We start from the raw sequence: 19,890 nt of genomic DNA, 5'->3' as shown, positions 1-19,890 counted from the left end.
ATCCTCCCTTACCGCTCAATTATTGAACGCCATGCTTATAGGCCAGCATCGAATTGATCCACCGCTTGTAGTCGCCCCCATGGCGGGCGTCACTGATCGGCCGTTCCGAAAGATCTGCCGTGAAATGGGTGCCGGGCTGGCCGTTTCGGAAATGCTGGGCAGTAACCCCGCCTTTCGCGATACCGCAAAAACTCATCGCCGTCGCAACCACGAGGGCGAAAGTGGGCCGATATCGGTGCAGATTGCCGGCGCGGATCCCGGCTTCATGGCAGACGCTGCACGCGACAATGTGACTCATGGCGCGCAGATCATCGATATCAACATGGGCTGCCCAGCAAAGAAGGTCTGCAACAAGGCTGCAGGCTCGGCGCTGATGCGCGATGAGGCCCTCGTAGCCGCCATCCTCGACGCAGTCGTGGCTGCTGTCGATGTCCCGGTCACACTGAAGATTCGCACTGGCTGGTCGCCAGAAACGAGGAATGCGGTCGCCATTGCACGCATTGCCGAGTCAGCGGGCATTCAGGCACTGACCATACACGGACGCACGCGTCAGGACCGCTTCAAAGGTGATGCCGAGTACGACACCATTGCCGAGGTAAAGCAGGCTGTCGGCATTCCCGTGATCGCCAACGGCGATATCGATTCTGTGGAAAAGGCGCTGGCGATCAAGCTCTACACTGGCGCCGATGCGTTAATGATTGGTCGAGCTGCACAGGGGCAGCCCTGGCTGTTTCGGGCTTTGGCCCAGGCACTCACTTTCAGTGGACTTCAGCCCGAAGCAGTGGCCGCCCGCCCCGACCGGATCGCGCTCGGTGAACTGGTCTATCGACATGTTCATGAACTCCACGACTTCTACGGCGTGGCCGCAGGCGTCAAGATTGTCCGCAAGCATGTTGGCTGGTATCTCGACCACTGCGGAATCGACGCCGGCCTAGTGACCCAGTTCAGGCGCCTGTTCAACACGCTGCAGGACAGCCAGACGCAACTGATGCATATTCGTGCATTTTTCAACGAGCAAACCGTCAGCATTCCCCCGGCTACCTGTACCGGTAACAGTGCTGACCCAGGCGCTGACCGCGCCTTTCAGAGCAAGCCTAGCAAGAACGACCAAAAGACCCATAACAATCCTCATAACTATAAGGAAAATGCCGCATGAATACGGAAACTCTCGCGTCCTCTACAGCCGAATCACTTGCCGAAACAAGCCGTCCGAGCTGTCAACTGTACGTGGATCAGAAAGACAAGCCAGGTACATTGAGAGACAGTGTCGACCAGTCTCTCGCCCGTTACTTCGGCCAGCTGGATGGTCTCGAAGTCAGGGATATCTACAACATGGTACTCTCCGAAGTCGAAGCGCCGCTGATGGAGCAGACGCTCAGATTTACCAGAAACAACCAGACCAGAGCCGCCGAGATACTCGGCCTGAATCGCGGCACGCTTCGCAAGAAGCTGAAGCAGTACGGCCTCCTCTAGGTCACAGGTACACACCTCTGGACATGACGTCCGGTAATCCTCAATTTTGTAATGGGAAGAGTTCATGAGTGCAGTTGGCTCAATCGAGGTCAGACGGGCGCTGATCAGCGTTTCTGATAAGACGGGCATTGTCGAATTTGCCAACGCGCTTGCCGCGATCGGCATCGAAATCATCTCCACCGGCGGCACCTATCGCCTGCTGCAGGAGAACAAGATTTCGGTGACGGAAGTTTCCGAATACACAGACTTTCCGGAAATGATGGACGGCAGGCTGAAAACTCTGCATCCGAAGGTTCACGGTGGCATTCTTGGTCGACGCGGCCAGGATGATCAGGTCATGCAGGACAATGGCATTCTGCCCATTGACCTCGTGATCGTGAATCTTTACCCATTCAAGGACACGGTGAGCCGACCAGACTGTTCAATAGATACTGCCATTGAAAACATCGATATCGGCGGCCCTACCATGGTGAGAGCCGCCGCGAAGAATTATGCGCACACCTGCATCGTAGTCGACCCTCGTGATTACAGTGGTGTGCTGGCTGATATCCGCAGGGACAAGGGCTGGCTCAGTGCCCACCTGCGTTTCAGTCTGGCAGCCAAGGCCTTTGCCCATACAGCGGAATACGATGGCCTGATCTCCAATTATCTTGGGGCCATTGCCGCTGCCAATGAACAGCTTGAAGACGCCGACAACACGGACCTCAATCTTCGTTCGGTCCGTGAAGCAGGTAAACGGGTATTCCCGGGCACCCACAGCATGCAGTTCGTCAAGAAGCAGGACCTCCGTCATGGCGAAAACCCCCACCAGGAAGGCGCGTTTTACGTTGAAGCCGACAATACCGAACCTGGCGTAGCGTCTTCGACCCAGCTGCAAGGCAAGGCACTCTCCTTCAACAATATCGCCGATACCGATGCTGCACTGGAATGCGTAAAGCCGTATGCCGATCCAGCCTGTGTCATCGTGAAGCATGCCAACCCCTGTGGCGTTGCGCTGGGTGCAGATCTTCTGCAGGCCTATGACCTCGCCTACCAGACCGACCCCACTTCCGCGTTTGGCGGCATCATCGCCTTCAACCGCGAGGTGGAGTCTGACACCGCACGGGAAATTCTCGACCGTCAGTTCGTCGAAGTCGTCGTCGCCCCATCATTCAGTGAAGATGCGATCAAGACCTTTGCTCGCAAGCCCAATATTCGGGTCCTTGCTTGTGGCGAACTGGTCAACGTGCGCCAGACGGCGCTCGACTACAAGCGTGTCACTGGCGGTTTGCTTATTCAGGACCGCGATCTCGGCATCGTCAGTGAAGACGATGTGCGGACAGTTACCAAGCGTGAGCCGACCGAACAGGAGATGGACGATATGCTGTTCGCCTGGGAAGTGGCCAAGTTCGTCAAGTCGAATGCCATCGTGTATGCACGGCAACGGCGCACCATAGGCATCGGCGCGGGTCAGATGAGCCGCGTCTATAGCGCCAAGATCGCCAATATCAAGGCGGGTGACGAGGGGCTCAAGATTGCCGGTTCGGTCATGGCCTCCGATGCCTTCTTTCCCTTCAAGGATGGCATTGAAGCTGCCGCCAGGGTTGGTATCACAGCCATCATCCAGCCGGGTGGGTCCATCCGTGATGACGAAGTCATCGCTGCAGCTGATGCCCACGATATCGCCATGGTCTTCACCGGCATGCGCCACTTCCGACACTAGTCTGTCGGCGCACCTCATGGTCCCGCACAGTCAATTTGATGGCTGAGCGGTCATCAAGCACAGGATTCAAAATGAAAGCTCTTGTCATTGGCTCTGGTGGACGTGAACATGCCCTGGCATGGAAACTGGCACAGAGTTCGCGCGTTGATGCGGTACTGGTTGCACCCGGCAATGCCGGCACTGCGCTCGAGCCAGGGGTCAGTAATGTGGCTCTGGATATGCTCGATTTTGCGGGCATTGAAGCGCTGGTCAAGGCAGAGTCCATCGATTTTATTATCGTAGGCCCAGAGGCGCCGCTGGTAGCCGGTATCGTCGACTACTTCCGAGCTCGTCAGATCCCCATTTTCGGGCCTTCGCAAGCTGCGGCCCAGCTGGAAGGCTCCAAAGCCTTTACCAAGCATTTTCTGGCCAGGCACGGTATTCCGACTGCGGCGTATGAAACCTTCACCAATCCTGATGAAGCCATCTCGTACATTCGCCAGCAAGGCGCGCCAATCGTTGTGAAAGCCGATGGCCTGGCTGCCGGCAAAGGCGTCATCGTGGCAGAGACCATCGATCAGGCAGAAGCCGCTGTCCGGGATATGCTCGAAGGCAACAGCTTTGGCGATGCGGGTCATCGGGTCGTCATTGAGGACTGCCTGGTAGGCGAAGAAGCCAGCTTTATCGTCATGGTCGATGGCAGCAATATTGTCGCCATGGCCTCCAGCCAGGACCACAAGCGAATCGGGGACGCCGATACCGGCCTCAATACCGGCGGCATGGGCGCATACTCACCAGCGCCGGTAGTTACGCCGGCGATTCATGAGCGCATCATGGCGGAAGTGATCGAGCCTACCGTACAAGGCATGGCTGCCGATGGCATTCCCTACACCGGCTTCCTGTATGCGGGCCTTATGATAGCCGCTGACGGTACGCCAAACGTCATTGAGTTCAACTGCCGCTTTGGCGACCCGGAAACGCAGCCTGTACTGATGCGTCTGGACAGCGATTTTGCTGAATTGATACTCGCCGGCATCGAGGCACGGCTCGATCAGGTCAGCTGTGATTGGACCGAGGCTTCTGCGCTTGGCGTGGTCCTCGCCGCAGGCGGCTATCCTGAAGCTTATGGCAAGGGCAAGGTGATTCACGGTCTCGACGAACAGGGCGATGTGACCGCTGAAGCACTTGGTCTGCCGGCTGGTGTGCTCAAGGTATTTCACGCCGGTACGAGTAGCCAGCCGGGCGCTGAGAATGCGCTGACGACGAATGGCGGTCGTGTACTCTGTGTCACTGCGCTGGGTAGCAGCGTGGCGGAAGCACAGGCTCGTGCCTACGCAGGCGTCGATCGGATCAGCTGGGATGGCATGTATTGCCGTCGTGACATAGGCTACCGGGCTGTTGCCAGGGAGCAGGGCAAGGCCTGACAGGTCGGCTGAATGTCGCTCATGGCCCATCGGGTGGCGGCGTTACTGCCATGGCCTCGACTGCGGGGCCGTCTGCCTCAGGCAGGCCGTAGAGAGACCAGAAACGCTGACTGTCGAAGCCTTGCATCCGCTTGTTGTTGACGATGAAAAAGGGCGTGCCTCGGCCACCCAGCTTGTCAAAATAGCGATGTGCCAGTGGTGAGTCGCTGATGTTGTATTCCCGGTAGGGAACAGCTCTGGCATCCAGGTAGCGCTTGGCTACTTCACAGGCGGCGCAGTAGTTCTGGCTGAACAGCGTGATTGAATTCGTGTCTGACTCGGCCTGGCTCGCAGGCATCAGCAGCAGACTCAGAAGCACTATGACGACCCGGCTCATGCTCGCTCCCGATGGATGAGTGTCGGCGTTCAGGATACAGGACATGCTCGCATACTGGCAGGAATTCTTAATGGTGGCCGTGGCCCATCTGCTGGCCGTTATTAGTCCCGGCCCCGACCTCATGCTTGTCATTCGCCAAAGCCTGGTGGCCGGCAAGGCCGCAGCAGTCGCCAGCAGCATTGGTATTGGTCTCGGCATTCTGGTGCATGTGGCCTATTCCCTGCTCGGACTCGCCGTTATCATGCATCAATCCGCCTGGTTATTCGATCTCGTCCGGCTTTGCGGGGCGGCTTATCTTATCTATCTCGGCATTCAGTGCCTTCGCAGCGCGTTTGCAGCAAAGAAGCTACCCGCTGGGCAGGACCCTGCTGACTCATCGTCAAGTCATACGGCCGAGCCAGCAGCTTTCCGGCCTGCCGCCAGCCTCTGGACCGGCTTCCTGACGAATGTGCTCAACCCGAAGGCCACCCTGTTCTTCTTTGCGCTATTTTCCGTCGTGATAGAACCTGGCACCCCGAAATTGATGCAGCTTGGCTACGGTATCTACATGTGCCTGGCGACCATGGGCTGGTTCGTGACGGTCAGCCTGTTGCTGTCGACCACAGCAGTCAGAAGTCGTTTCCTGCGCTCGCTCAGATGGGTGGACGCCGTCATGGGTGGCATTCTTATTGCCTTCGGCTCACGCCTGCTGCTGTTTACTGAAACCCGCTAGGAGAAAATCCTTTGCGGCATTGAGCTTCGCCGCTTCCTCATGGCTACCCCCATGATCTGGATGGGCCGCCTGCATGAGCCGCCGGTGAGCGGCGACGATGGTGGCTTTGTCCGGATCACCCGAGAGCCCCAGCGTCTCAAGCGCTGCTCGTCGCTCAGCTTGCGTGCCCCTTCTGCGCCCAGCATTCTGGCCGGAACCTCGATGTTCACCAGACCGATTATCGCCGCTGTCGATACGGCGCCCGAACAGCCCTTTCAGACGTTCGAGGACCTGCGCCTTCTGTTGGGGAAAGACGCGACCCAGCAGGGACAGCAAAAGCGGCAGACGACGGATCAGTGGAATGAGGCCGGCCATGAGCGGCGCGAGAAACTGGAAGCGGCCATGGATGACCATGTAGGCCAGCAGACCAAGGATACCCACGCCGACCGCGATGAGGAGCAGCCGCTCCCGCGGCGACCCGCCCACGGTAAACACCCGCTTCATGAAAAAATAGAAGCCAATGGCGAGAATCAGGAATATGAGCGTTTGCATGTAGCTCCAGAAAGATGTGCGGCGCCGCCAGGACCCGCCACCACCCGGCGCAACAGAGCGAAGGGCGGTTGTTTTGTTACGGGCCGGATTGAATTACACTCGCGACACCGCTGTCAAACCAGCATCAGCAAATATCAGTCAGAGTCGAGGTTGCATTGATCGTTTATCAGGGCCACGAGGGCGCCTATTCCCATCTCGCCTGCAAGCATGTCTTTCCCGAAAAGAACGCGCGGGCCTGCGCTTCGTTCCACAAGGCCATGCTCGAGGTTGAAGCAGGGACTGCCGAGCTCGCCATGATCCCGGTGGACAATTCCACAGCCGGGCGGGTCGAAGAAATCTATCGGCTCATTCCGGAGATGAGTCTCCATATCGTCGCCGAACATTTCGAGGCCGTCAATCACTGCCTGGTCGGTCTACCCGGCACCCGACTCGAGCAGATAAAGGTAGTCCACTCCCATCCGCAGGCGCTTGCCCAGTGCAAGGACAACATTACCCGCCTGGGCATGCAGGCTCAGGCCAAGCTGGACACGGCTGGCGCGGCGCTGGAGATCAGTCAGATGGCTGACCCGACCCACGCGGCAATTTCCTCGAGACTGGCAGCCGAACTGTATGGCCTCAGCATCATTCAGGAGAATTTTCAGGACAAGGCAGGCAATACCACACGCTTCATCATTCTGTCCCATGAGGAGCAGATTCCGCCCATGGAGCCTGGCGTCGAATACATCACGTCACTGCTGTTCAAGGTCAGAAATATCCCGGCCTCACTCTACAAGGCCCTTGGTGGTTTCGCCACAAATGGGGTGAACCTGGTCAAGCTCGAAAGCTATATGCCTGGTGGCAGCCTCAATGCGACGCAGTTTCACGTCGATATCGAAGGGCACGTGCACTCCGAATCTCTGAAGCTGGCGATCGAGGAACTGACCTTCTTCGTAGACGAAGTCCGTCTGCTGGGCACCTACCGTTCACATCCTTTCCGCAGCAGTAATGTGCACAGGATGACGGCCGACTAGGTCCCGATTCGGCTTGAAATCAGCCGGGGCGACGACCGACCAGATTGTCCATGGGCGATGAGGCGCTGGCATGCGCCCGCCTCGGCATGCGCCCGGCCAGGTAAGCCAGTCGCCCGCTCTCCACAGCCAGTCGCATGGCTCTGGCCATCATGATGGGATCCTCCGCCAGCGCGATGGCGGTATTCATCAGGACGCCATCACAGCCCAGCTCCATGGCCACGGCCGCTTCGGATGCGGTACCCACTCCCGCGTCAACCAGCACAGGCACCGTCAGCTCTTCCAGAATCATCGCAATGTTATAGGGGTTCTGCAGGCCAAGACCGGACCCGATTGGCGCGCCCAGCGGCATCACAGCCTTGCAGCCGATCGCCTCCAGTTGCCGTGCCACGATGGGATCGTCGCTGGTATAGACCATGACTTCGAAGCCATCCCGAACCAGTACCTCGGCAGCATTGAGTGTCTCGACCACATCCGGATACAGGGTCTTGTGCTCACTGAGCACTTCTAGCTTGACCAGGTTCCAGCCATCCAGCAGCTCACGAGCGAGTCGGCAGGTCCGCACAGCGTCTTTCGCGGTATGGCAGCCTGCGGTATTGGGCAGGATGGTATATTTATCCGGCGGCAGGTAATCGAGCAGATTGGGCTCATCGGCGTTCTGTCCGATGTTCGTCCGGCGAATCGCTACGGTGACGATCTCTGCGCCACTGGCCTCTATCGCCAGACGGGTCTGTTCAAAATCACGGTATTTGCCGGTGCCGACCAGCAATCGTGAATTGAAAGTATGGGAGCCTACCGTGAAGCGATCGGCTTCACTCGCTCCAGGTCTCACTATTGACACTGATTAACCTCCACCTATGGCGTGAACGATTTCAAGCTGATCACCAGTCGCCAATCGCGTCTGCGCGTAACTGGATTTTGGGACGATATTTTCATTGAGCTCTACGGCAATCCGCCTGCCCGCGAGCTTCAACTCGGCAAGCAGGTCGGCTACGCTGGCGTCGGCTGGCATGCTGCAGGCTTCGCCATTGACGCTGATATCTACGGTTTTCATCCGGTCGGCACCTGCTCCATCGGCGCCGATACTTCTATGGCGACGTGGTCATTATTGTCTGTAATCGTATCGATATTGACGGCTTTCATATGCCCACCCCATACATAGCCGGCGTCAAGGGCTATGGCATAACTGGAGGCAGCCTCACCTTCCAGGGCCGCCCAGTGGCCGAAGAGGATGCGTACCTTGTCGGGCCGGGGATACGTGAACCAGGGCTTCAGATTCGAGGGGGCCGAATCGACATCCTCTTTCAGATTGAGGTCCATCCTGAAGTCGTTGTCGATGAAACGCATGCGGGTGAGGTAATTCGCTATGGCCTGCAGCCTGAGTGTGCCATCCAGCGCTTCCTTCCACTGGTCGGCTTCGTTGCCATACATGTGCCGAAGAAAATGATCGCTGTCTGGATTGGCTGCGGCTTCGCGAATAGCCGTTTCAAGCTCACCCGCCAGCGACTGCGTCTTTGAAATTGTCCAGTGCGGGGGAATGCCGGCATGGGTCATCGCCAGGCTGAGGCCGCTGACGCTCTGCCCGGTCAGCATCAATGGCTGCTGCGCCAGCCATTGCAGAAGCTCTGCGGCGTCAGGTGCATCCAGTATCTGGCGCAGTGTATCCTTCCGCCTGAGCGAAGCACCACCAAAGGCCACTGCGAGCAGATGCAGGTCATGGTTACCCAGCACCACGCTGAAGGCGGGATGCTGGCGAACAAAACGAAGCGTGTCGAGCGAGCCCGGGCCACGATTGACGAGATCGCCGGCAAGCCAGACCGTATCCGCAGCCGGATTGAAATGAATGCGATCCAGCAGAGTCCGAAAACCGTCGTAACAGCCCTGGATGTCACCGATGGCGAAGAAACTCATATTGCCGTCCGCTTTTTTTCTTCAATCAACAATTCAGCCAGCCTGACAAAGCTCCCACCGCTCAGGGTTTCGGCTCGACAACCCGGGTCTATCCCCACGGCCTCGAGCTGCGAGTCCGTTGCGATACCCTTCAGATTATTTCTGATGGTCTTCCGCCGCATCGAGAAACTATGCTGAACGACGTTTGCGAACAGTGCCTCGTCCTCTTTCGAGGTGAAGTGCCGCGGCAGAGGCTCAAGCCGGACAATCGCAGACCAGACCTTGGGCGCCGGCACGAAGGCAGTCGGCGGAACATCGAAGAGTTGTTCGACGCGACAGGCGTGCTGCGTCATGACGCTGAGCCTACCGTAAGTCTTGCTGCCGGGTTCGGCTGCCAGACGCTCGACCACCTCACGCTGAAGCATGAAGTGCATGTCCGCGAAGAAGGTACGATATTCGAGCAGCTTGAATATCAGTGGCGTGGAAATATTGTAAGGTAGATTTCCCACCACCCGTAGGCCTGCCGGCGCCGCATCTACGCCCCCATTTTCAGCCACCAGCGAAGCGAAATCGAAGCGCAGCGCGTCGGCTTCGTGAATGCGAAGATTCTGCCGCGTTGCAAACTCGATCTTGAGGAGCGGGATGAGATCGCGGTCCAGTTCGATGACCGATACCAGCGCACCGCTGTCGAGCAGGCCGCCGGTGATGGCCCCCTGCCCGGGTCCAATCTCCACCACATGGTCGCTTTCAGTCGGCCGGATGGCGGCGATGATGCGATCGATGACCGTGGAAGAGCGCAGGAAATTCTGCCCGAAGCGTTTCCTCGCCTGATGACGAAAGCCAGGCAGTTGAGCTGCCTGACCAGGATTCACTGGATTGCTCATGCGCGCACCGTCATTTCAAGGGCAACCCTGACGGCAGTCTGTAGACTGCCCAGATCGGCGTTCATCGTTCCGGCCAGATCATAGGCTGTTCCGTGGTCGACCGATGTTCGGACAAAAGGAAGCCCCAGGGTAATATTTGCCGCTGCGCCAAAACCCTGATACTTGAGTACCGGCAGGCCCTGATCGTGATACATCGCCAACACGGCATCCGCCCCTTTGAGCACCTTGGGGGTAAAGAGGGTATCGGCTGGCAGCGGCCCGATGAGCGCATGCCCGGCGGCACGAAAACTGTCCAGTACTGGCGTGATGATGTCTATTTCCTCTCGGCCAAGATAGCCGTTTTCCCCCGCATGGGGATTGAGACCGGCGACCAGTATCCGAGGACTGGCCAGGCCGAAACGTGAGCGCAGATCGTGCAGCAGAATTTCGATGATGCTACGCAGTCGGGCTTCAGTGATGGCATCGGCTACATGGCGCAGCGGCAGGTGCGTGGTCACCAGCGCGACACGAAGGTCTGCACTGGCCAGCATCATGACGACCAGGGGCACGCCGGCATAATCCTGAAAGAACTCGGTATGACCGCTGAAGGCAATGCCGGCTTCGTTGATGAGCGCCTTGTTTACCGGCGCAGTGACCACGGCCCTGAACCGACCGTCCAGGCAGCCCTGTGCAGCCTGTTGGAGCATGCTCACCACCGCAGCGCCATTGGCAGCCGAAGGTTGACCAGGGGCAACAGTGTCCGCGAGAGGAACTGGTAATACGAACATCTGCGGCGGCGCGGCGTTTCCGCCATCGGCGGCTGGGAGGCTCATATCGTCGCGATATTCCACAAGCTCGATATCCAGGCCCAGCCCAGCAGCGCGCGACTTGAGCAAATCCGGATCACCAGCAAACACGGCAGGCGCACTCAACCCGCCCGCCGCCAGCCTGACACAGAGGTCTGGCCCCACACCGGCAGGCTCGCCGCTGGTGATGATCAGCGGGCGGCTGGCTTGCGCGCCTGAAGCAGTCACCTAACTGTCACTACCATCGGGCGGGGCGTATCGCTCATCACGGAACTCGACGAAGGCCTCGTCCCGAATTTCGGTACGCCATTTCGACAGCGCTTCCTGAAACTTTCGCTTGCTGATCGAGTTCTTTGCCTCGACGAACATGAAACGCTCGCTCTGGTCCTGCTCGCGTCGATCGCGGACCCGCAGAATGTGCCAGCCAAACTGGCTCTGGAAAGGTTCGCTGACTTCACCGAGAGGGGTCTGATTCATGACCGCCTCAAATTCTGGCACTGTCTGCCCTGGCGACGCCCACTCGAGCGAGCCGCCATTACTGGCACTGACCGGATCGTCTGAATAGGAGCGCGCGAGCGCTTCGAAAGATTCGCCGGCTTCAAGGCGCTGGTCGATCTCCCTGATCAGACTTTCAGCCTCTGCTTCACTGCGCAGTGCGCCGGGACTCACCAGGATGTGGTCAGTCAGCGTCTGCTGAACGACCTTTTGCGTACCGCCCCGCTGCTCGACAAGCTTGACCAGATGCAGGCCGGTGGGCGTGGTCAGCGGCCTGGACACCTCTCCAACCTTGAGATCAGGCACGACGGGTGCGAACAGTCCGGGCAGGTCAGTCGACTTGCGCCAGCCGAGATCTCCGCCGTCACTGGCTGTACCTGAATCCGAATATTCACTCGCGAGCTTCGCAAAATCCTCACCCTCTTCCAGGGCCTTGAGCAGGCTCTGCAGTTCCTCGTTAGTCGCCGGATCGGTATCGCCACCCCTGGGCACTTCTATGAGTATGTGCGCCAGCCGATACTCCACTTCGGACTGCGCCTGACCAGCTGCCGATGCCAGATAGTCGTTGACTTCCCGATCGGTGACCCGGACCCGAGGCTCGACGTTTCTCTGCTGCAGTCGGCCCATCAACATTTCACGGCGAATCTGCTCACGGGCTTCGCTCAGGCTGAGCCCGTCCTGTTTCAGGGCGTCTTCAAACTGTTCCGGCGTCATGCCATTTTCCCTGGCAATGGTCGTGAGTGTCTCGTTCAGCTGGCTGTCGTTGATGCGAAGACCAGCGCGTCGCGCCATCTGCAACTGAATGCGTTCGTTGATGAGCTGCTCGACGATACGCTGCTCGAGCTCCGCCCGAGGCGGCGGCGTACCCCCATCGCGCCGGATACGCTTGCGGATCTGATCCACTCTCGCGTCCACCTCCTGCTTGAGCACGATGTCGTCGTCGACCACGACGACCACGGAATCGACGAGCATCTCCTCCGCAGCCAGGTTCGTCGCCAGACCAGATAGCGTCGCAAGGACAGCAAGGCAAAGTGCCAACGAGACAGGCGAACACCGGTTCATCCAGGATCGTGATTTCGAATAACTATTCATAAACTCCAGTCAGCCTCTGGCTGTGTGAATGCAGACCACTGCCTACCAATTGTACCGGGTCTGCCGGTAATTATCGCGTTCGCGCATATTGCGAATTTCCTGCTCGAGTGCGGAGGTGACGCCTGTGCCTATCTCGCCAAGGCCTCGCAGCTCAAAGCGCAGGATAAAACCGTGATCAATCTTGCTGTCATCTTCCAGTATGCTCCGCACCATGGCCTGAACCCGCCAGCAGCAGTCGGTGTACTCAAGACCATAAATAGTCGCTAGCGTCCGCTTGGTGTTCAAATCGTAAAGCCAGCGGCCAATGAAGGAAGTCGTATCCGACACCGGCAAGATCGTCGACACATCGGCCTGCTCGAGATTGTCGATACTATAACGGTGCGTGAGATTCACGATCGTCCTGTAATCTTCATCATGATACGAGACCGAGGTGCCCCCAAGCTCCGTCTCGCCGGTGTCTGGATCCCACAATCCATCGACACGAATGTCCATGCGCCTGTTCGGAGACCAGGCCAGCTCGCCGGCAAAGGCAGACTTGCTGTCGTCACTGATACCGTCAAATTCCGTTCCCGGCGACAACTCGTTGCCCTGTGGATCCCTGAAGCCCACGTCACGGTCGGAAAAATGAAAGATCTGTCCGAGACTCAGGCGCAAACGCTCCCAGCCTGAAATGTATTCATTGAAGCGGGTCGTAAAACCGAGCGTCAGGCGATTGTTGTCACCAACGCGATCGCCACCGAAAAAACGGTCCTCATTGTAGAGCTGCGAGAAGCTAAAGGTCGCCACCGATGTATCGAAATTCGGGATATCCTGCTGATTCTGTTGCGCTGAAGCCACGTAAAATATTCTTGGCTCGAGGCTCTGATTATACAGCCTGTCGAAGAGCTCAAGCTTACGATCCAGATAGATTCCGGAATCGACGCTGAAAAAGGGAACTGTCCGACTGACATGAGTCTCTTCGCCTGGGAGGCGATCCTGCAGAATATAGTCAGTATGGTCGAGCTTCAGCTTCGGTGTGAAATAACCCCAGGTCCTGCTGAACGGAAACGAGAGCGAGGGCTGTGTACGCCAGCGGCTGCCTTTCACCCGACGCGCCGGATCTTCGATCTCATCGTCGCGGCGCCAGAAATAGCTGTATTCCGAAGTGATCTGATATCTGAACAGCTCGTCGTTGATGTCGTAGTCGAGATAAATCTGTGGCAGCAGCAGATAAGGCCGGTCGACCCGGGCGATATTTGGGTCGACAGTCTGATAGCCAAGAAATCGGGTGCGCAGCTCCATATCTTCCCCGGCATACTTGACGTCGATCGTACGTCGGATATGGGTCTCGCTTTGGATCTGCAGGGTGCGATTGAGGTCATCGATGTAGCGCAAGTCACTGACGTAGTTGTAGTCGAGCAGTGCATACCACTGGCGATCGACCAGATAGCGCTGCTCGAAATCGACGCCGAACCGGCGCCCGCTGCCCTTGTCTGGATTGCTTTCGGCAAAGGACTCGTCGTTGGCAATGTAACCTGCTCTGAACACAGCTTCGGAACGCGGATCGAGATACCGTCCCTCTAGTTCATTAAGAATGCCGCGCCGGTGGATATACTGCGGCGTGTAGGTCAGGTCGTAGTTCGGTGCCAGGTTGAAGTAATACGGTGCTCCAATCGAAATACCACTGCCGGCATTGGACGACCCGATGAAAGGAAAGAGGAAGCCACTGCGACGGCTGTCGTCCAGTGGAAACGCAAAATAAGGCAAATACAGAATAGGCACGTCTGCGACCCGCAAGGTGGCATTGCGGGCAACACCTTCGCCCTCCTTACGATTCAGCTCCAGCGAACGCGCCATCAACGACCATGAGGTGTTGCCGGGAGAGCAGGTGGTGAAACTGCTATCTGTTGCATAGATGACGTCAGAGCCTTCCGAGCGTATCGAGGTCGCCTCTCCCCTGGCATGCCGTTCATACAGCACGTAATCGGCATTTTCTATTTCAATCAGGCTCGACTTGAAGTTATAGCGCATGAAACCGCCAGAAAATCCAATCCGCGGCCCGCGCGCGATCATGCCACCATAAGCGGTCATCACATCGGTAGCACGATCCATTTCGGCGTTCTCCGCCTCGACCCACCATTCGCCCTGCTGCACCTCGACCCCGTCCTTGAAGCGGACATACGAGCCAGAATCGGCACTGACCTCACCGGCTCGAGCCTTGACCAGGTCGGCCAGCCTGGAGCCTGCGGCGCCACTTGGTGTCTCGAGGGTCATGTCGAAACCATATTGGGGCACCAGGTAAGTGCCCTCACAATACGGCTCTATCGAGTCTCGCAAACGTTTGTCGAAGCTTTCCCGCGGCACCCAGTCGAGTTCGGCTATGGTCTGTCTTTCGGCTTCCGTTTCAGCCTGTGCCAGTGGAGACAGCAGCGCACAGGCCGCAGCCGTGCTCAGCATGGAACTGATGAGTACACTGCTACTGACCCGCCTGACTGCATGAGGCACGCTTGTTATGCAGTGGCGAGGTGGTCGGTAGGGCATCGGAGCTTGCGGATCCAGATCGTGGCTTTGATCGAACGTATGATCGTTACTGGAATGACCGGCGCCGCCGATGGCGTCGGGCGAGTCGGCTGACAGCGGTGTTTACAGACTGTTCAACGGCGAACTATAACGAGCCCGGCCAGCGCAGTACAAGGACTTTTGAACTAGACTGAAGCCAAACAGAGAACAATACATGGCGCCAGAGAGCGTACAGACAAGGGACCAGGCCCAGTGAGCGGAAACAGAGATACAGCCCTGATACTGACTGGCGGCGGGGCAAGAGCGGCTTATCAAATTGGCGTTCTCAAGGCGATTGCAGATCAGCTTCCTGCGCTGGAACATCCCTTCCCCATCATCTGCGGTACTTCAGCCGGTGCGCTGAATGCTGTTGGGCTGGCGGCGAACGGTACCAACTTCCGTGAAAGCGTGGACGCGCTGGTCGAACTCTGGCTCGGCCTGAAATCCTCCGACATCTATCGCACCGATTTCTGGGGCGTTGCCAAGCGGATGTCTCATTTCGTCAAATCCTTTCTCAGTGGCGACGAGCATGACATGCCGGCCTCCATGCTGGATGCGACCCCCTTGAGAGGCTTTCTCAACAAGGTCATGAATGCAGAAGGGCTCGCCGCGGCCATTGAACATGGTGGTATAAAGGCGGTGTCGGTAACCGCTTGCGGTTACAAGAGTGGTCAAAGCGTCAGCTTTTTTCAGGGTGGCGGTCATCTCGAGAGCTGGCATCTTGGACAGCGCGTCGGTGTGGCCACCCGTCTCGAAGTCGATCATCTGCTGGCTTCTTCAGCCATTCCCACCATTTTTCCGCCGGTGAAGATCAATCGGGAATACTTCGGCGATGGTGTAGTGAGGAATATGGCGCCACTCAGCCCGGCGGTTCACCTCGGCGCCGAACGACTGCTGATAATCGGTGTCAGTGCCAACAGGATATCCGCGCCACAGCGGGTAAAAGCCCGCAAGTTCCCGAACCTGGCGCAGGTAATGGAGCATATGCTCAATGGCGCCTTTCTGGATGTGATCGAAAACGATATTGACAAGGCCCTGCTCATCAATCAGCTTATCGCCATGATCCCGCAGGAGACACTTGCGGCATCGCCATTGAACCTGAAGCCGCTGGACATCCTCGTGATTTCGCCCAGCGAGCCGATCGATCAGATTGCCTCACGTCACACAGATGACCTGCCGCCGGCAGTACGCAAGTTTCTGGGGCAGAGCAAGCTTGATCCTGAGGGCGGCGCGAGTATGGCGAGCTACCTGATGTTCGAGCGATCATTCATCAGCGACCTCATCGATCTCGGTTACAATGACGCCCGTGCACATGAACGACAGATCGAGCAGTTCCTGCGTTCAGATATCAATCCAGCGGTATAGACCAGAAGCAGGCTTTCCTTGAGACTTGAGCAACTGATTGAATGGGTAAGGCGGATGGCCTCCCCGACGGCCCAGAGCGGCCTGATCGGAAATCTCCGACGTGTGGATCCGGAATTCGCGGCTGCCGAGCAGGCATGGGCCAGCCCCCTGCCTGGTGACGCCAGTTTTCGCCATTACTGTCGAATCACTTCGCCGTCCGGCAAGCGCATGATGCTCATGGACGCGCCAGCCCCGCATGAAAGTACACGCCCCTTCGCGACGATTGCCGAAGACTGGTTTGCCGCTGGTATAGCGGTACCCGAACTCTTCGCCGTCGATGACGACGCCGGCTTTATTGCCATGGAAGATCTTGACGATCGCACGCTGTTTTCGCTGACCGGCCCCCGCGTGGCTGCCAGATCGACCGAGATAGAACATTACTACCAGGCGGCCATCGAAAGTTTGTGTCGAATTCAGGCGCTGCCGCTCGACAGCGAGGCAGTCAACGCCATGCCACGCTACGACGAAGCCCTGTTGCGGCGCGAGACTGCGCTGTTCCGCGACTGGTTACTGGAGGCCTGCCTCGAGCTCAGCCCGGCCGTTGTGCCCCAGAGTCACGAGCTGCTGACGGCGCTCGATGATGTTCTGGTACTGGAAGCATTGGCACAGCCGCACAGTGTGGTGCATCGGGATTATCATTCGCGCAACCTCATGATCGACGAGCGGGATGCTGTTCGCATCATCGATTTCCAGGACGCGGTGGTCGGTCCGTCGAGCTATGACCTGGTCTCACTACTCAAGGACTGTTATGTCCTGCTGGATGACAGTCTGCGTCAGCGGCTCATGACCCATTATATTGCCCACAGTGGTAGCCGAACCGGCCAGAACAATGTGGCGGCCTTCACCCAGGTGCAGTTCGACCTCATGGGCATGCAGCGTCATCTCAAGGCGGCCGGTATATTCGCCAGACTGTACCGTCGTGATGGCAAGGCACGCTATCTGAAGGATATCCCGCTGGTACTGACCTACCTGGCCGACACTGCCGCGGCACTGAGCAAAACTTCTCGTTATGTCGATATCATGCAACGACTGGAAACCCTGCTGCGCAAGGAAGTTATTCCAGCTTATGACGTGTTTGCCCGCACCACCGATCAGCCATGACCATCAAGGCGCTTATCCTGGCTGCCGGCTACGGCACACGCATGCGACCGTTGACCGAGCATACCCCGAAGCCGCTGCTCAAGGCCGGTGGCAGGGCGCTGATCGAATATACGATAGAGGGGCTGGTGAAGGCGGGCTTGCGTGAATTGGTGATCAACCATGCCTGGCTTGGTGAACAGATCGAAGCTGCGCTTGGAGATGGCAGCCGCTATGGCGCCGTCATCCGCTATTCTGCTGAACGCGAACCATTGGAAACCGCGGGCGGCATCAGGCAGGCATTGCCGTTGCTGGCGCAAGACGACAGCGAGGACTTCGAGTTCATCGTCACCAATGGCGATGTGTATTGCGAGTATGACTACAGCCAGCTGCTCGAACACAGACTGGCCCCTGCCGAGCTGGCCCATGTTCTGCTGACCGACAACCCTGATCACAATCCTGCTGGCGATTTCCTGTTATATGACGACGGCCGAGTGCGCACCAAACCCCTCATTCAAGGCACCGCCATGACCGCAGGACAGGCGCGGGTGATGACCTTTTCAGGCATCGGTCGATACCGTTCATCGATGTTCAGCAAGCTGCCCGCAGGCGCTTATCCGCTGGCCCCGGTGCTGCGCAAGGCGATGGATCAGGGCGCAGTGACTGGACAGGCGCTGGACGCCACCTGGCTTGATATCGGTACCGTAGACCGGCTGCAGGCCCTCGATCGCATGCTACAATCGCCTCACTGATCAGTCACTCCGCTTACTCACATCAAGGAAGTTTTCTTTGAAGCCTCAAGCCATCGCTATTGTCGTCATCGCCCTGCTCGCTGCTGCCCTGGGGATTTTTATCGGCATGCAGTTCAGCAAGGAGCGCAGCCTGGACGTAGAGCAACTCAGCCTGCTGAACGCGGTCATGATGCCAGAGCCGCGGGTGATTGAAGCGCAACCGCTCGAGTCGACCACAGGCAAGACGATCGACCTTACGACCGACTTCGAAGGCCAGTGGGTGCTGGTTAATTTTGGCTATATGTCATGTCCGGACATCTGCCCGATCAATCTGATGGAGCTCCGCAAGGTGCAGACTCAGTGGGACGAGGCGCAGCCCTATTATCCGTTACAGGTGGTCTATCTCACCATGGACCCTGCCCGCGACGACCTGGACACCATGCGCAGCTATCTGACACATTTCGATGAGCGATTTATTGGCGCCCGCGCCGATTTCGAAGCCACCCAGCGGCTCGCATTGCAATTGAACACGGTGTTCGAGGCAGAGGAAAAAGATGCTGATGGCAACTACATCGTCAGCCACTCCGACAGCCTGGCCCTGATTAACCCGGATGGTGATCTGGAAGCTGTGCTGCGCGGACCACAGAACGCAGAACGCATACTCAAGGCGCTGAACCTGATCATTCCTGCCCAGACTTCACTCTACCATCTGAGCGCGGCCCTGTTACCCTGCCACTGAGGGTCTGTCAGCGTGCGCCCTCGACGCCCGGCGCATAGCGGCGCAACCAGCCTCGCATACTACGAATGACTGGGGCCTGGTGCAGCCGGAGATCGCGGTCGATACCCGCGACGGCTCGTTGTTGATAGGCCTGTGCGGAGCTTCGTTGCATCAGTGTCTTGCGCCCCTTCGCCAGTGCACTGGCGAAGTAACTGTCGGGGTCATAGATATCAAGGATGACCGCCTCGGCAAGACCCGGACTCTGCTTCAGGAGCTCGTTCATTTCGGTGAATCCGAGGGTTGCATTCACCAGCACGAGTACAACGCCCCGCGTACCGAGATTAAGGCTGGCATAGGCCGCCAGCGCGGTGTCGGCACCCAGCCCAACACCGACGAGCACCTGATTGTCCACCGCTTGCTGGCCAAGCCAGGCCAGTCCCAGAGCCACACGCTCCATATCCGAGAACTGCTTCAACCTCGGCACTTCGGCTGGCGTGGCTTCTACAGCATCGACGACAGGAACGCTCTCGGCCAAGGTTGCCTCAGGGGAGGCGTCTGCGGGCGCTGCATCATTGGCATCGGTGTCGGCCTTCAGCACGGCAGGGAGCCCGCCATCGGCGAGCCGCGGCGGCAAACTGCGGCTTGGCCGCGCCTCAGGGCGCACCGGCGTAAGCGTGACCGACAGCGTGTGCCAGCCGTCGCCAGCGAGCGCCTGACGAGCTGGCCCGGTAAAATCGGGCCAGTCGGGGTGCTGTGCGCTATCGTGTAACAACAGCACGCCGCCGCGCACGACCTCGCCTTGCGGCAGCAACGCCAGCCCGAGCACAGGCGCAAAGCCCGCCTGCTCACTGCCAAGCTTCTCGATGCGTGTGAGTGAACCCGGCGAATTCGCCAACTGCTGTTCGAGCGCGGCCATGGCTGCGGACTCTGCAGCCAGCCGACCTTCGAATTGCTCAGCAGCAGTGGCGACGCCGCTCAAAATCAGGCAGCCGCACGAGACACGGCGAATCAAGTGCAATAAACTAGCGCGTTTTGACGAAGTACAACCATTGAGCATCGAGCTTGAGCCTGT

General features: G+C 58.3%; 20 protein-coding genes. 10 read left to right on the top strand and 10 right to left on the bottom strand.

All coding sequences use genetic code 11. The features are described 5' to 3' along the window. The first annotated feature begins 31 nt into the window (after window positions 1–31). The 4 genes from dusB (at window position 32) to purD (ending at window position 4,578) form a co-directional block, all read left to right on the top strand. On the top strand, window positions 32–1,156 hold the full coding sequence (gene dusB / locus ABD735_RS12615; RefSeq protein WP_344806937.1) for a tRNA dihydrouridine synthase DusB: 1,125 nt from the start codon (window positions 32–34) through the stop codon (window positions 1,154–1,156). Further along, a complete protein-coding gene (gene fis, locus ABD735_RS12610) occupies window positions 1,153–1,473 on the top strand; it encodes a DNA-binding transcriptional regulator Fis (RefSeq protein WP_344806935.1) in 321 nt (106 codons plus the stop codon). The genes dusB and fis overlap by 4 nt, the downstream gene beginning before the upstream one ends. Window positions 1,474–1,537: 64 nt before the next feature. Next, window positions 1,538–3,175 (top strand): bifunctional phosphoribosylaminoimidazolecarboxamide formyltransferase/IMP cyclohydrolase, encoded by a 1,638-nt coding sequence (purH, locus tag ABD735_RS12605; RefSeq protein WP_344806933.1) that lies wholly within the window; start codon window positions 1,538–1,540, stop codon window positions 3,173–3,175. Between the two features lie 71 nt (window positions 3,176–3,246). After that, the gene (purD, locus tag ABD735_RS12600) at window positions 3,247–4,578 is read left to right on the top strand and encodes a phosphoribosylamine--glycine ligase (RefSeq protein ID WP_344806931.1); all 1,332 of its coding nucleotides are present in this window, start codon (window positions 3,247–3,249) and stop codon (window positions 4,576–4,578) included. 19 nt (window positions 4,579–4,597) lie between these two features. On the opposite strand, the gene ABD735_RS12595 is transcribed toward purD, so the two are convergent. After that, window positions 4,598–4,954, bottom strand: coding sequence for a glutaredoxin family protein (locus ABD735_RS12595; protein WP_344806929.1), 357 nt, complete (start codon window positions 4,952–4,954; stop codon window positions 4,598–4,600). A 43-nt stretch (window positions 4,955–4,997) separates the two neighbouring features. On the opposite strand from ABD735_RS12595, the gene ABD735_RS12590 reads away from it, so the two are divergent. Beyond that, window positions 4,998–5,666, top strand: a complete 669-nt coding sequence (locus tag ABD735_RS12590) for a LysE family translocator (RefSeq protein ID WP_344806927.1) — start codon at window positions 4,998–5,000, stop codon at window positions 5,664–5,666. Here ABD735_RS12590 and ABD735_RS12585 read toward each other — a convergent pair. Then, entirely contained in the window at window positions 5,634–6,197 is a 564-nt protein-coding gene (locus tag ABD735_RS12585; protein WP_344806925.1) for a J domain-containing protein, read from the bottom strand. The two genes, ABD735_RS12590 and ABD735_RS12585, sit on opposite strands and share 33 nt — an antisense overlap. 155 nt (window positions 6,198–6,352) lie before the next feature. On the opposite strand from ABD735_RS12585, the gene ABD735_RS12580 reads away from it, so the two are divergent. Then, window positions 6,353–7,207, top strand: a complete 855-nt coding sequence (locus ABD735_RS12580; RefSeq protein WP_344806923.1) for a prephenate dehydratase — start codon at window positions 6,353–6,355, stop codon at window positions 7,205–7,207. 19 nt (window positions 7,208–7,226) lie between these two features. On the opposite strand, the gene ABD735_RS12575 is transcribed toward ABD735_RS12580, so the two are convergent. The 7 genes from ABD735_RS12575 to ABD735_RS12545 are packed head-to-tail and all read right to left on the bottom strand — an operon-like array spanning window position 7,227 to window position 14,834. Then, a complete protein-coding gene (locus ABD735_RS12575) occupies window positions 7,227–8,039 on the bottom strand; it encodes a thiazole synthase (RefSeq protein ID WP_425548613.1) in 813 nt (270 codons plus the stop codon). Between the two features lie 9 nt (window positions 8,040–8,048). After that, window positions 8,049–8,258 (bottom strand): sulfur carrier protein ThiS, encoded by a 210-nt coding sequence (gene thiS / locus ABD735_RS12570; RefSeq protein WP_344806919.1) that lies wholly within the window; start codon window positions 8,256–8,258, stop codon window positions 8,049–8,051. Further along, a complete protein-coding gene (locus ABD735_RS12565; protein ID WP_344806917.1) occupies window positions 8,255–9,115 on the bottom strand; it encodes a symmetrical bis(5'-nucleosyl)-tetraphosphatase in 861 nt (286 codons plus the stop codon). The genes thiS and ABD735_RS12565 overlap by 4 nt, the downstream gene beginning before the upstream one ends. Further along, the gene (gene rsmA / locus ABD735_RS12560) at window positions 9,112–9,978 is read right to left on the bottom strand and encodes a 16S rRNA (adenine(1518)-N(6)/adenine(1519)-N(6))-dimethyltransferase RsmA (protein WP_344806915.1); all 867 of its coding nucleotides are present in this window, start codon (window positions 9,976–9,978) and stop codon (window positions 9,112–9,114) included. The genes ABD735_RS12565 and rsmA overlap by 4 nt, the downstream gene beginning before the upstream one ends. Then, entirely contained in the window at window positions 9,975–10,991 is a 1,017-nt protein-coding gene (gene pdxA / locus ABD735_RS12555; protein ID WP_344806913.1) for a 4-hydroxythreonine-4-phosphate dehydrogenase PdxA, read from the bottom strand. Before pdxA ends, rsmA begins: the two co-directional genes overlap by 4 nt. Then, a complete protein-coding gene (locus ABD735_RS12550) occupies window positions 10,992–12,350 on the bottom strand; it encodes a peptidylprolyl isomerase (protein ID WP_344806911.1) in 1,359 nt (452 codons plus the stop codon). Between the two features lie 42 nt (window positions 12,351–12,392). Continuing rightward, window positions 12,393–14,834, bottom strand: a complete 2,442-nt coding sequence (locus ABD735_RS12545; protein ID WP_344806909.1) for an LPS-assembly protein LptD — start codon at window positions 14,832–14,834, stop codon at window positions 12,393–12,395. Window positions 14,835–15,101: 267 nt separating this feature from the next. Between ABD735_RS12545 and ABD735_RS12540 the strand changes: the two genes are divergently transcribed. From ABD735_RS12540 to ABD735_RS12525, 4 genes are read left to right on the top strand one after another with little or no spacing between them, the layout of a single operon-like run. Further along, entirely contained in the window at window positions 15,102–16,253 is a 1,152-nt protein-coding gene (locus ABD735_RS12540; RefSeq protein ID WP_344806907.1) for a patatin-like phospholipase family protein, read from the top strand. A gap of 54 nt (window positions 16,254–16,307) precedes the next feature. Beyond that, window positions 16,308–17,393: an aminoglycoside phosphotransferase family protein gene (locus ABD735_RS12535; protein WP_344806904.1), complete on the top strand. Its 1,086-nt coding sequence runs from the start codon at window positions 16,308–16,310 to the stop codon at window positions 17,391–17,393. Beyond that, window positions 17,390–18,121: an N-acetylmuramate alpha-1-phosphate uridylyltransferase MurU gene (gene murU, locus ABD735_RS12530; RefSeq protein ID WP_344806902.1), complete on the top strand. Its 732-nt coding sequence runs from the start codon at window positions 17,390–17,392 to the stop codon at window positions 18,119–18,121. The genes ABD735_RS12535 and murU overlap by 4 nt, the downstream gene beginning before the upstream one ends. Before the next feature lie 37 nt (window positions 18,122–18,158). After that, the gene (locus ABD735_RS12525) at window positions 18,159–18,839 is read left to right on the top strand and encodes an SCO family protein (protein WP_344806900.1); all 681 of its coding nucleotides are present in this window, start codon (window positions 18,159–18,161) and stop codon (window positions 18,837–18,839) included. A gap of 7 nt (window positions 18,840–18,846) precedes the next feature. Here the strand turns inward: ABD735_RS12525 and ABD735_RS12520 are convergent, their stop codons facing one another. After that, window positions 18,847–19,797: a DUF3530 family protein gene (locus ABD735_RS12520; RefSeq protein WP_344806898.1), complete on the bottom strand. Its 951-nt coding sequence runs from the start codon at window positions 19,795–19,797 to the stop codon at window positions 18,847–18,849. Between the last annotated feature and the right edge of the window lie 93 nt (window positions 19,798–19,890).

Origin of the sequence: Allohahella marinimesophila, assembly GCF_039538005.1 — a bacterium.
GTDB lineage: Bacteria > Pseudomonadota > Gammaproteobacteria > Pseudomonadales > Oleiphilaceae > Allohahella > Allohahella marinimesophila.
This window is presented reverse-complemented; position numbering and strand designations above follow the sequence as displayed.

What these genes read in the sequence shown, in the direction of transcription:
- ABD735_RS12585 (WP_344806925.1), bottom strand. Translation starts at nt 6,197, where the DNA reads ATGCAAACGCTCATATTCCTGATTCTCGCCATTGGCTTCTATTTTTTC.
- ABD735_RS12535 (WP_344806904.1), top strand. Translation starts at nt 16,308, where the DNA reads ATGGCCTCCCCGACGGCCCAGAGCGGCCTGATCGGAAATCTCCGACGT.
- purD (WP_344806931.1), top strand. Translation starts at nt 3,247, where the DNA reads ATGAAAGCTCTTGTCATTGGCTCTGGTGGACGTGAACATGCCCTGGCA.
- ABD735_RS12565 (WP_344806917.1), bottom strand. Translation starts at nt 9,115, where the DNA reads ATGAGTTTCTTCGCCATCGGTGACATCCAGGGCTGTTACGACGGTTTT.
- ABD735_RS12590 (WP_344806927.1), top strand. Translation starts at nt 4,998, where the DNA reads ATGCTCGCATACTGGCAGGAATTCTTAATGGTGGCCGTGGCCCATCTG.
- murU (WP_344806902.1), top strand. Translation starts at nt 17,390, where the DNA reads ATGACCATCAAGGCGCTTATCCTGGCTGCCGGCTACGGCACACGCATG.
- thiS (WP_344806919.1), bottom strand. Translation starts at nt 8,258, where the DNA reads ATGAAAACCGTAGATATCAGCGTCAATGGCGAAGCCTGCAGCATGCCA.
- ABD735_RS12550 (WP_344806911.1), bottom strand. Translation starts at nt 12,350, where the DNA reads ATGAATAGTTATTCGAAATCACGATCCTGGATGAACCGGTGTTCGCCT.
- ABD735_RS12595 (WP_344806929.1), bottom strand. Translation starts at nt 4,954, where the DNA reads ATGAGCCGGGTCGTCATAGTGCTTCTGAGTCTGCTGCTGATGCCTGCG.
- rsmA (WP_344806915.1), bottom strand. Translation starts at nt 9,978, where the DNA reads ATGAGCAATCCAGTGAATCCTGGTCAGGCAGCTCAACTGCCTGGCTTT.
- purH (WP_344806933.1), top strand. Translation starts at nt 1,538, where the DNA reads ATGAGTGCAGTTGGCTCAATCGAGGTCAGACGGGCGCTGATCAGCGTT.
- dusB (WP_344806937.1), top strand. Translation starts at nt 32, where the DNA reads ATGCTTATAGGCCAGCATCGAATTGATCCACCGCTTGTAGTCGCCCCC.
- fis (WP_344806935.1), top strand. Translation starts at nt 1,153, where the DNA reads ATGAATACGGAAACTCTCGCGTCCTCTACAGCCGAATCACTTGCCGAA.